The organism is Acerihabitans sp. (genome assembly GCF_036398755.1).
Taxonomy (GTDB): Bacteria; Pseudomonadota; Gammaproteobacteria; order Enterobacterales; family Enterobacteriaceae; genus Acerihabitans.
In genome coordinates this window covers 1-11462 of sequence record NZ_DASWOM010000118.1, presented here as the reverse complement: position 1 = coordinate 11462, position 11462 = coordinate 1, and the positions used below count along the sequence as shown (strand labels likewise).

The 11462-nt window shown below is 58.1% G+C and carries 10 protein-coding genes and 1 rRNA gene; 9 read left to right on the top strand and 2 right to left on the bottom strand.

Translation table 11 applies throughout. The annotated features are described in order from the left end of the window. The first annotated feature begins 523 nt into the window (after positions 1-523). From VGC33_RS19825 to VGC33_RS19810, 4 genes are all read left to right on the top strand, one after another. Positions 524-1549, top strand: coding sequence for an amino acid ABC transporter substrate-binding protein (locus VGC33_RS19825; protein ID WP_331122501.1), 1026 nt, complete (start codon positions 524-526; stop codon positions 1547-1549). A gap of 79 nt (positions 1550-1628) precedes the next feature. Continuing rightward, complete coding sequence (locus VGC33_RS19820; RefSeq protein ID WP_331122500.1) at positions 1629-2807, top strand: amino acid ABC transporter permease; 1179 nt, start codon at positions 1629-1631, stop codon at positions 2805-2807. A gap of 15 nt (positions 2808-2822) precedes the next feature. After that, positions 2823-3929 carry an amino acid ABC transporter permease gene (locus VGC33_RS19815; protein ID WP_331122503.1) on the top strand — a complete coding sequence of 369 codons (1107 nt, stop codon included), beginning with the start codon at positions 2823-2825 and terminating at the stop codon, positions 3927-3929. Between the two features lie 8 nt (positions 3930-3937). Further along, positions 3938-4699, top strand: coding sequence for an amino acid ABC transporter ATP-binding protein (locus VGC33_RS19810; RefSeq protein ID WP_331122499.1), 762 nt, complete (start codon positions 3938-3940; stop codon positions 4697-4699). A 24-nt stretch (positions 4700-4723) separates the two neighbouring features. Here VGC33_RS19810 and VGC33_RS19805 read toward each other — a convergent pair whose 3' ends face one another. Continuing rightward, positions 4724-5896 carry an ROK family transcriptional regulator gene (locus tag VGC33_RS19805; RefSeq protein WP_331122498.1) on the bottom strand — a complete coding sequence of 391 codons (1173 nt, stop codon included), beginning with the start codon at positions 5894-5896 and terminating at the stop codon, positions 4724-4726. A 263-nt stretch (positions 5897-6159) separates the two neighbouring features. Between VGC33_RS19805 and VGC33_RS19800 the strand changes: the two genes are divergently transcribed. From VGC33_RS19800 to VGC33_RS19780, 5 genes are read left to right on the top strand one after another with little or no spacing between them, the layout of a single operon-like run. Continuing rightward, positions 6160-7413 carry an extracellular solute-binding protein gene (locus tag VGC33_RS19800; RefSeq protein WP_414636965.1) on the top strand — a complete coding sequence of 418 codons (1254 nt, stop codon included), beginning with the start codon at positions 6160-6162 and terminating at the stop codon, positions 7411-7413. 10 nt (positions 7414-7423) lie between these two features. Beyond that, positions 7424-8326, top strand: coding sequence for a carbohydrate ABC transporter permease (locus VGC33_RS19795; protein WP_331122497.1), 903 nt, complete (start codon positions 7424-7426; stop codon positions 8324-8326). Beyond that, entirely contained in the window at positions 8323-9162 is an 840-nt protein-coding gene (locus VGC33_RS19790) for a carbohydrate ABC transporter permease (protein ID WP_331122496.1), read from the top strand. Before VGC33_RS19795 ends, VGC33_RS19790 begins: the two co-directional genes overlap by 4 nt. Before the next feature lie 25 nt (positions 9163-9187). Then, positions 9188-10138 (top strand): carbohydrate kinase family protein, encoded by a 951-nt coding sequence (locus VGC33_RS19785; RefSeq protein WP_331122495.1) that lies wholly within the window; start codon positions 9188-9190, stop codon positions 10136-10138. A gap of 3 nt (positions 10139-10141) precedes the next feature. Beyond that, on the top strand, positions 10142-11242 hold the full coding sequence (locus VGC33_RS19780; protein WP_331122494.1) for an ABC transporter ATP-binding protein: 1101 nt from the start codon (positions 10142-10144) through the stop codon (positions 11240-11242). 142 nt (positions 11243-11384) lie between these two features. On the opposite strand, the gene rrf is transcribed toward VGC33_RS19780, so the two are convergent. After that, a 5S ribosomal RNA gene (rrf, locus tag VGC33_RS23310) occupies positions 11385-11462 on the bottom strand; the annotation flags it as partial.

Below are 11462 nucleotides of genomic sequence, written 5' to 3'. Positions count from 1 at the left end.
CAGGGATTACTTATGGGCACTTAAGAAGGAAATTCGTCGAAGAAGTGATGGTAGACTATCGCTTTTACTTGAACAACTTTACTAAAATGGCTTACATAAATAGGTCTGTACTACAAACCGTTGACGCTATTTACTCATAATAACCCCGCGCGCGCAAGCTTTATTTATCAAATGAAACCTTTGCGGTGCATGCGATGCCCCGTCCCGGGCATCGCCCGCATTTGCGCCTCCCGGTAAAGACGGTACAACAAAGGTTTTTGCAATCCCGATCCCAGATAACGGAACCGAAGGCACCACCTTGGTGCGCTTACCCGGTAACCGCACTATATTTGTGCATAACTGTCCCGTTTTGGCGCCGTGCGGCTGTTAATGAATTGTGAGTTCACCCGCCAGGCAAGCAACCGCCAGATTGGCATCGCCTTTGCTATAGACGTAACTGGCACTATGCCAACAGACAGGATGGATGCGCAGCGAAAGTGCATCAAAACCACTGGCTTTAATTTTCTGCCTCACAGGATGCTTTATGAAAAAAATGATGATTTCCACCTTGGTTGCCGCAGCCACCCTTTTTGCGATAGCCAATCAGGCACATGCGGGCACGACGTTGGACGCGGTCAAGAAAAAAGGTTTTGTGCAATGCGGTATCAGCGACGGCTTGCCGGGCTTTTCCTATGCCGACGCCAGCGGTAAATTTACCGGTATCGATGTGGATGTCTGCCGCGCCGTCGCCGCCGCCGTCTTTGGCGACGACACCAAAGTCAAATACACCCCGCTGACGGCGAAAGAGCGCTTCACGGCGCTGCAATCAGGGGAAGTGGATATTCTGTCGCGCAACACCACCTGGACCTCGTCGCGCGACGCGTCCATGGGCATGGTGTTCGCCGGCGTGAACTATTACGACGGCATCGGCTTCCTGACCCATAAAAAAGCGGGGCTGAAAAGCGCTAAAGATCTAGACGGCGCCACCGTATGTCTCCAGGCCGGCACCGATACCGAGCTGAACGTGGCCGACTACTTCAAGGCCAATAAAATGCAGTTTACCCCGGTAACCTTCGACCGTTCCGATGAAAGCGCCAAAGCGCTGGAATCCGGCCGTTGCGATACCCTGTCTTCCGACCAGTCCCAGCTCTACGCGCTGCGCATCAAGCTTGGCAAAGCGGACGATTATGTCGTGTTGCCCGAAGTCATTTCCAAAGAACCCTTGGGACCGGTGGTGCGTCGCGGCGACGATGACTGGTTCACTATCGTTAAATGGTCGCTGTACGCCATGCTGGACGCCGAAGAAATGGGCGTGACCTCGAAGAATGTCGACCAGTTGGCCGCCGCCCCGGCAACGCCTGATATGGCCCATCTGCTGGGTAAAGAAGGCAACTTCGGCGAACAGTTGAAACTGCCGAACGATTGGGCATATAAAATCGTTAAACAAGTGGGTAACTACGGCGAAATCTTCGATCGCAACGTAGGTGCCGGCAGCGAGCTTAAAATCAAGCGCGGCCTGAACGCATTATGGAATCAAGGCGGCATCCAGTACGCGCCGCCGGTTCGTTAATACCAGCCACAGTGCGAGAGCGCCGGCATAGTTCGCCGGCGCTGTTCCAGCAGATGATTTTTATACTGAGGCTTAGCGCATGCAACAACGCCAAACCGTAAAAGGTGCCTTCTCCTTGACCAACCCTGCGGTTCGCGCCTGGATCTACCAGATACTGGCCGTGGTGGTGGTGGTGGCCTTTGGCGGCTACATCCTGCACAACACGCTGACCAATCTCAGCAACCGCGGCATTACATCCGGCTTTGGTTTCCTTAGCGGCGCCGCCGGTTTCGGCATCGTCCAGCATCTTATTCCCTTTGAGCAGGGCGATACCTACGCACGGGTGTTTATCGTCGGGCTGCTCAATACGCTGCTCGTCTCCGCGCTTTGTATTGTTTTCGCGTCCCTGATCGGTTTTTTTATCGGACTGTCGCGGCTGTCGGAAAACTGGCTGTTACGTAAACTGTCGACCATCTATATCGAAACTTTTCGGAATATCCCTCCGCTGCTGCAAATCTTTTTCTGGTATTTCGCCGTGCTGCGCAACCTGCCCGGTCCCCGCCAGGCGGTAAACGCCTTCGACGTGGCTTTTCTCAGCAACCGCGGACTCTATATGCCTACCCCGGTCCTGGGCGAAGGCGCACTCGCCAGCCTGGTGGCATTGCTCATCGCCATACTGGCGTCGGCGGCCCTGTTCCGCATTAACCGCCGCCACCAAATGGCCACCGGTGAACTGCGCCGCAGCTGGCCCTGGATTATCCTGCTGCTGCTTGTCCTGCCCGCCGGCGCGCAGTGGTTTTTCGGCGTGGCGGTCCATTGGGACGTGCCGGAGCTGCACGGATTCAACTTTCGCGGCGGCATGGTGCTTATTCCCGAACTCGCCGCCCTGACGCTGGCGCTGTCGGTCTATACCTCGACCTTTATCGCCGAAGTCATCCGCTCCGGCATCCAGTCGGTGCCTTTTGGCCAGCATGAAGCGGCTCGTTCGCTGGGGCTGCCGAATCCGGTCACGTTGAACCAGGTAATCCTGCCGCAGGCGATGCGTGTCATTATCCCGCCCCTGACCAGCCAGTATCTCAATATCGTCAAAAACTCCTCGCTGGCGGCCGCCATCGGTTATCCGGATATGGTGTCGCTGTTTGCCGGCACGGTGCTGAACCAGACCGGGCAGGCAATTGAAACCATCGCCATCACCATGTCGGTTTACCTGATTATCAGCCTGGCGATTTCGTTCTTAATGAACATTTACAACCGGCGTAAAGCATTGGTTGAGCGCTAAGAGACACTCATGACCATGACAATAAATCCACATGAACCCATAGCGACAGCCTCTCGCAGCCGGCTGGCCCTGGCGGTGTTATGGATACGCCAGAACCTGTTTTCCAGCCTGTCCAATAGCCTGTTGACGCTGTTTTGCCTGTGGCTGCTGTGGGTTATTATTCCCCCGCTGCTGAACTGGCTGGTATTGCAGGCCAACTGGGTGGGCACCACGCGTGCCGACTGTACCAAAGACGGCGCCTGCTGGGTCTTTATCCATGCCCGTTTCGGCCAGTTTATGTACGGCTTGTACCCCTTCGACCAGCGCTGGCGCATTAACCTCACCCTTCTGGTCGGGTTGCTGAGCCTGCTGCCGATGTTCTGGAAAGGAATGCCCCGCCGCGGGCGCTATATCGCCTGTTGGGCGGTGGCGTTCCCCTTATTTACCTGGCTGATGCTGTATGGCGGGTTTTTCGGTTTATCCCGGGTTGAGACCCGCCTGTGGGGCGGCCTGACCCTGACGCTTATCATCGCGGCGGTGGGCATTGCCGGGGCGCTGCCGCTGGGGGTGCTGCTGGCGCTGGGCCGGCGGTCCAGGATGCCGGTGGTGCAGTGGTTTTGCATTATCTTTATCGAGTTCTGGCGCGGCGTGCCGCTGATTACCGTGTTGTTCATGTCCTCGGTCATGCTGCCGCTGTTTCTGTCCGAAGGGACCAATATCGATAAGCTTATCCGGGCGCTGGTCGGGGTTATCATGTTTCAGTCGGCCTACGTGGCGGAAGTGGTGCGCGGCGGCCTGCAGGCCCTGCCCAAGGGCCAGTATGAGGCGGCTGAATCGCTGGCGCTGGGGTATTGGAAAACCCAGGGACTGGTGATCCTGCCGCAGGCCCTGAAAATGGTCATTCCCGGACTGGTCAACACCATCATTGCGCTGTTCAAAGATACCAGCCTGGTGGTGATTATCGGTTTGTTCGACTTGTTTAGCAGCGTGCAGCAGGCCACGGTAGATCCGGCATGGCTCGGGATGTCGACCGAAGGCTATGTCTTCGCCGCGGCTGTCTACTGGATTTTTTGTTTTAGCATGTCCCGCTATAGCCAACATTTGGAAAGGCGCTTTCAAACCGGGCATTCCTCCACCCATTGAGGTAAATAATGAGCGACAACAACGCCATCCAGACTGACCGATTGATGATTACGCTGGAAAACGTCAATAAGTGGTTCGGTCAGTTCCATGTATTGAAAGATATCAATTTGCAGGTGAAGGCCGGCGAACGCATTGTGTTGTGCGGCCCTTCCGGTTCGGGCAAGTCCACCACCATCCGCTGCATTAACCACCTGGAAGAGCATCAGCAGGGCACCATCGTGGTGGACGGTACCGTTTTAAATGACGATCTGCGTAATATCGAACGCGTGCGCACCGAAGTGGGCATGGTTTTTCAGCATTTCAATTTGTTCCCCCATCTGACGGTGCTGCAAAACTGCTCCCTGGCGCCCATCTGGGTGCGCAAGATGCCGAAAAAAGAGGCCGAGGAGCTGGCGATGCATTATCTGCAGCGGGTGCGGATTGTCGAACACGCGCATAAATTTCCCGGTCAACTGTCCGGCGGCCAGCAGCAGCGGGTGGCCATTGCCCGTTCATTATGTATGAAGCCGAAAATCATGCTGTTTGATGAACCCACATCGGCGCTGGATCCGGAAATGGTCAAGGAGGTGCTCGATACCATGATAGGCCTGGCCAACGACGGTATGACCATGCTGTGCGTCACCCATGAAATGGGTTTTGCCCGTACCGTCGCCGATCGGGTGATCTTTATGGATCGCGGGGAGATCGTCGAGCAATCCGCGCCGGACGAATTTTTCACCCAGCCGAAATCGGAGCGCACCCGGGCGTTCCTGTCACAGATCCTGCATTGATCGATCTCCGGGGCGCCGCCCCGGTTATTTCAGCAACACCTCATATTGCGGATTGAATTCATCGAATATCGGCAGCGCCGCCGCGCCCAGCGCGGCGGTGTCGGTGCCGTTCAACCCGATCCTGACGCGGTGCCCGTCGCTGTATTTGCTGCGCACCGAACGCAGCAGCGGATGCAGGCGACCGACAATTTTTTCCACCAGCTGCTGCGGCATCTGCCCGCCGATAATTACCGCTTCGGCATCAAAAACGCATTCAAGGATATTGATGGCCTGCCGGGTCGCCGGCAGGGCCGAGTCTATCCAGCGGTCAAAGCTTCCCTGATCCACCTGCAGCAGATCCTCGGGCATGGCGGTCATGGGATCAAGTCCGCAGGCCTCATAGGCCGATTGCAGGGATAAATAGCGCTCGAGGCAGCCATGGTTGCCGCAGGAGCATAGGCGTCCGCCGGGCTGCACCACCATATGGCCCACCTCGCCGGCATTATGCGCATGGCCGGTGTAGATGTGGCCGTCGGTAAATATACCCGCGCCCAGTCCGGTGCCGATATACAGATAGATAAACGAGTCCAGCTGCTTGGCCACGCCGTGAAACCGCTCGCCGATGGCGGCCACCGTGGCGTCGTTCTCCAATGTCACCGGCAGGCCGGTGGCCAGCGTGAGTTCCGCCACCACGTCGACATTTTCCCAGCCGTGCAGGGTAGTCGGTCCCTCGGACGACAAGCCCTCTACGCCAAAGGGGCCCGGCATAACCACCCCGATCCCCAGCATTTTGCCCCAGTCGACTGGCGCCTGTTGTTTCATTTCCGCCAGCAGCTGTTTGATTAACGCCAGGGTTGCACCAGGCTGGGGCTTTTGCACCAGGCAAAGGCGGCGAAAGCGTACGTTGCCGGTAAGATCGACCAGCACGATAAGCAGGGTCTGGTGATCGAGATGAATTCCTATCGAATAGGCGCTGTCCGGATTAAGCGTCATCGGCACCGCCGGCTGGCCGCGTCCGCCGGCGTGCCGCGGCGCATGAGAGGACAAGACCCCGGCTTGACCAAGCTCGGCCGCGATATTGGAGACGGTTTGCGGCGTCAGAGCCGTAAGGCGCGCCAATTCCGCCCGGGTCAGTTCTCCATTCAACCGAATAGCCTCGATGACCACACGCCGGTTATGCGCCCTGGCATGCTGTAAATTGGTTCCTGATGTTCTCATGAGTCCATAGCCTTTGCCGCCTGTGGCGCCAGTATGTGGGCTTGTTATATAGCAATCAAATTGATTTATTAATCACGGACGGGGATTGTCGGCACGGCTATTGCAAGTTTATGGGTAGTGTAACGGCAGTTATTAACCGGTATGTTAAATAAATGTGGCGCGATTGCGATCACAAGCTGGAAAGTTAGGCATTGCTTTCGTCCATTAAAGCAATCAAATTGATTTAATTACCCCCAAGCACACCATCTGATTCCGGAGAGAACATGAAAATGAAGGCCTTCTATCCTGCCCTGACGCTCTGCGCGTTGTCGTTCCTCGCGCTGGGACTCCCCGCGCAAGCCCAGGCTAAAACCCAAATCAACGCGCTGTTTATGACCCAAGCCGCCTACAGCGAAAACGATATCCGCGCCATGACCACCGATTTCACCCAGCAGCATCCGGATATCGACGTCAATCTGGAATTCGTTCCCTACGAAGCTCTGCATGATAAAATCGTCGCGGCGCGCGGCGCGGGCGGCAATGGCTACGATGTGGTGCTGTTTGACGCCATCTGGCCGGCGGAGTTTACCAAGTTCGGTTTATTGCAGGACGTTACGGCTCGTATTAATGCCGACGACAGCAAAAAGATTTTCCCCGGCGCCATGAGCACCGTGACTTATCAGGATAAGGTCTGGGGTCTACCCTGGATCCTCGACACCAAATATCTGTATTACAACAAGGCGATGTTAAGCAAAGCCGGTATAACCACGCCGCCGCAGACCTGGCAGCAGGTCGAGCAGCAGTCCGAGATCCTCAAGCAAAAAGGCATCGTGAAATATCCCCTGGTATGGAGCTGGTCGCAGGCGGAGGCGCTGATTTGTGATTACACCACGCTGGTCTCGGCCTATAAAGGCGATTTCTTCACCGCCGGCAAGCTGGATTTCACTAACCCAGGCTCGCTGCAAGCGGTTAATTATATGAAGGAAACACTGGATAAAGGCCTGACCAATCCCAACTCGCGTGAATACCTGGAAGAAGATGTGCGCAAAGCGTTCTCCAACGGCGACGCGGCTTTTGCGCTGAACTGGACCTATATGTACAACATGGCCAACGACCCGAAACAGAGTAAAGTGGCCGGCGACGTCGGCATTGTGCCGGCACCGGGCGCCAAGGCCGGCGACGTCTCGGCGGTCAACGGTTCGATGGGTCTGGGCATTGCCAAAGCCAGCCAGCATCCCGAGCAGGCATGGCAATATATCAGCTATATGACCTCGCAGCCGGTACAGGACAAATATTCGCGTCTGAGCCTGCCCATCTGGAAATCTTCCTATGACGACCCCAAGGTGCAGCAAGGCCAGGAGCCGTTAATCGCCGCGGCGAAGCAATCCCTGAACGTCATGTTGTCCCGTCCGGCCATCCCCGCCTATTCACAGCTGTCCAATGTGCTGCAGCAAAATCTGCAACAGGTGCTGCAAAACCAGGCAACGCCGGAAGCGGCCCTGCAGGCGGCGACCAAAGGCGCGGAACGGCTGCGTTAAGGATTTGGCTATGCTCAGTTTGCCGCAACGTGAGCGTCGTCAGGCATGGGTGCTGCTGGCGCCCATGCTGGTGATGATGTTTTTGCTGACCGCCTGGCCGCTGGCGCGGACCCTATGGCTCAGCTTTACCGACGCCGCGCTGATTGGCGGCGGCGCGGTACCCGCTTATGTGGGTTTCGCCAACTATCTCTATGCATTGACCGACCCGGATTTCCTGGCGGCGTTGGCGCGAACGCTCTATTTCACCCTGGTGTCGGTGGCCTTTGAAGGCGTTATCGGCGTATTGGTGGCCCTGCTGCTCAATCAGCAATTTTACGGCCGCGGCCTGCTGCGCGTGCTGGTGATCCTGCCCTGGGCGCTGCCGACCATCGTTAACGCCATGATGTGGCGGCTTAACTTCAATCCCGATTACGGCAGCGTCAATGCGTTGCTGACGCAAACCGGGTTAATCGATCGTTACCGCAGCTGGCTCGGATCCCCCGACTCGGCCATGAACGCGGTGATGATTGCCGATATCTGGAAAAACTACCCGTTGGTGACGCTGCTGACCCTGGCGGCGCTGCAATCGATCCCGGAGGATCTGTTCGAGGCGGCGCGCATCGACGGCGCCTCCGCCTGGCGCCGTTTTCGCGCCATCACCCTGCCGGCCATCCTGGCTCCGCTGGGCGTGGCGTTGATATTACGTACCATCGACGCCTTCAAGATATTCGACATTATTTATGTCATGACCCGCGGCGGGCCGGTGGACAGCACCAAGACCCTCAGCTTTTTTGTCTATCAGGAGTCGTTTAGCTATCTGCGCGCCGGCAGCGGCGCCGCCTATGCCATTCTGATGACCCTCCTGTGCGGGATACTGATTGCCATTTATATGCTGATGCTATCTCGTCAGCGCCGTCGGGGGATAACACCATGAAACGCAGGGTCCGCATTATTTTGCGTTACGCGGCGGCGCTGCTGCTGGCGATAACCATCCTGGCGCCCATGCTGTGGCTGTTTTTGATGAGCGTTAGCTCGGCGGCGGATTTGGCGCGCATCCCGCTGGAATGGCTGCCGCGGCAATGGGATTTCAGCCGCTATGCCCGCCTACTGTCGCTGGTACCGGGACAGCCGGGCGCGTTGTTCCTGCACGCGCTGGCCAACAGCATGGTGATTGCCACCGGCGCGACGTTGATTTCACTGCTGCTGGCGGTGCCGGCGGCGTTCAGCTTTTCGCGCTATCCCGGCCGCGAGGGCTGGCTAATGGGCAGCCTGGCCATATATATGGTGCCGCCGGTGGCGTTTGTCCTGCCGTTGTATTTTGTGCTGCAGCAGCTGTCGTTATTAAATACCCATCTTGGACTGGTATTGGTGTACTGCTCGCTTATCCTGCCGTTCCTGACCTGGATGCTGAAAAACCAGTTCGACGCGCTACCGCTGGATATCGAACAGGCGGCCCGTCTCGACGGCCTGCGCTTTTGGCAGGTGCTGTTGCGCATTACCCTGCCGCTGGCAAAACCCGCGGTTGCCGCCTCGGCGGTATTCGGCTGGCTGCTGGCCTGGGATGAATTTTTTTATGCCTTGTTATTCACCAACAATATCCAGGCGCAAACGCTGCCGGTGACCATCGCCGGATTTACCGCCGGCCGGGCTACCGACGATGGCCTTATCGCCGCCGTCGGTATCCTGGCCTCGGTGCCGCCGCTGTTTATCGCCATTTGGCTGCAAAAATCCCTGGTAAGCGGGTTAACCAACGGCGGCAGCAAGGGTTAAAAAAAGGAACGAACCGGATACCTTCATGACTATATCCACAACCGACGCCACGCTGTACGTGGTAGGCAATATCAATATTGATCTTATCATGGGCACCCTGCACCATTGGCCCGCGCGGGGAACCGAGGCCATGCTGGACCACAGCGCCATGCGTCCCGGCGGTTCGGCCGGCAACTGCGCGCTGGCGCTGGCGGCGCTGGGCACGCCGCACCGGGCGGTTGCCAATCAGGGAGACGATCATTTTTCCGCCTGGCTGGCGGGCTATTTTACCGACAGCGCGCCCTTTTGGCCGCGTTATGCCTGCGAAACCTCGCTAACGGTCGGCCTGACTCATCCCGATAACGAGCGTACCTTTTTCAGCAACCAGGGGCACATCGTGCGCCTGACGCGGCAAGACGTGCTGCTGCAACTGCCGCCCCAGGCGTCGCCGGGGGATATCGTCCTGTTATGCGGTACCTTCCTGTGTCTGCGTCTGCTAACCGAATATCCCGAGCTGCTGGCCACGCTGCGCCGGCGCGGTTTCCAGGTTGCGGTGGACACCGGCTGGCCGCCCGACGGCTGGCACGACGGCCTGCGCCGGGATATCGCCCGCTGGCTCGGCGACTGCGACTATTTATTATTAAATGAAGTGGAAACCCTGGGCCTGGCGGACTGCGACGACCTGGCGGCGGCCGGGAAAACGCTGGCGGCGCGGCTCACCCCCGGCGGCGCCTGCGTGGTTAAGCGCGGGGCAAAGGGCGCCACGGTATACGAGGCGCAGGGCGAATTTACCCGCGCCGCGGAGCGCGTCGAGATCAAAGACACCATCGGCGCCGGCGACAGTTTTAACGCCGGGTTTCTCAGCGCCCTGCTTTATGGCTATAACCGTCGCCAGGCGCTGCGCTGGGGCATTCGTGTCGCCGGCCAGGCCATCGGCAGCTCGCCGCGTCAGTATCCCGATCGGGCTTCCCTTCAATCCCTTGCCGGTGAGGAATAATCCATGGCCAGCGTAGAACTTATCAAGGTCACTAAACGTTATGGCAAACAGACCGTACTCAACCCGCTGGATTTAACCATCCCCGACGGCTGTTTTACGGTATTGGTCGGTCCTTCCGGCTGCGGCAAGTCCACCTTGCTGCGCCTGCTGGCCGGGCTTGATACGGTATCCGACGGCGATATTTTTATCGATAAGCAACGAATAAACGACCTGGATCCGGCGGATCGGGATATCGCCATGGTGTTCCAAAGCTACGCGCTTTATCCGCACCTGACGGTGGCGGAAAACCTGGCGTTCCATATGCAGGTGAAAAAGGTGCCGCGCCCGGAGCAGCAAAGCAAGGTAGAGCAGGTCGCCCGCATGTTGGGTATCGAACGCCTGTTGCAGCGGCTGCCGAAGGCGCTGTCCGGCGGGCAGCGCCAGCGGGTGGCCATGGGTCGGGCGATGGTGCGCAATCCCCGGGTATTCCTGTTCGACGAACCCTTGTCCAATCTGGATGCCCAGCTGCGCATGGAGCTGCGCGCCGAGATTAAATCGTTGCATCAGCAGTTAAAAACCACCACGGTATATGTTACCCACGACCAGGTGGAGGCCATGACCCTGGCCGATCGGATCGTGGTCATGAATGAGGGCAATATCGCCCAGCAAGGCAGGCCGCTGGACATTTACGATCGCCCGGTCAATACCTTCGTGGCGCGTTTTATCGGCTCGCCGCCGATGAACCTGCTGGAGGGCCTGATTGAAGAGCGTACCGGCCTGGCGGGCGTGCGCTGCGGCGAACTGTGGTTCCCATTGCCGGCAAAATGGCACGCCGCCGCGAAACGACAGGCAGATGCGCCGGTGACGCTGGGCATCCGCCCGCACGATTTCCTGCGCCTTGAAACTTCAAGCCAGCCCGCCGCCACCTTGCGCATTATGGAGGTGACCGGCGAGACCAGTCTGCTGCATGTGGACTGGAGCGGCTTCCCGCTGCATATCCAGTTTGCCGGCCGCCTTGAGTGTCAGCCGGGGCAACCACTGTGGCTGGAAGCCAGGGCGGAAAGCCTGCATTTATTTGATACGAAAAGCGGCAATCGGCTTAGCGAGGCCGGCCTGGCGCTATAATCGGGCAGGCCGGGGAACAGCCTGCGGCTCCGTTCACCCGGCAATGCCGATTGTCCGACTCTCGCGCTCGCGTAGTCAGCCCCCAGCTTTACGGACATGAAAAAGCCCTCTGTTTGCACAGAGGGCTTCGTCACTATTGGATGCCTGGCAGTTCCCTACTCTCGCATGGGGAGACCCCACACTACCATCGGCGCTACGGCGTTTCACTACTGAGTTCGGC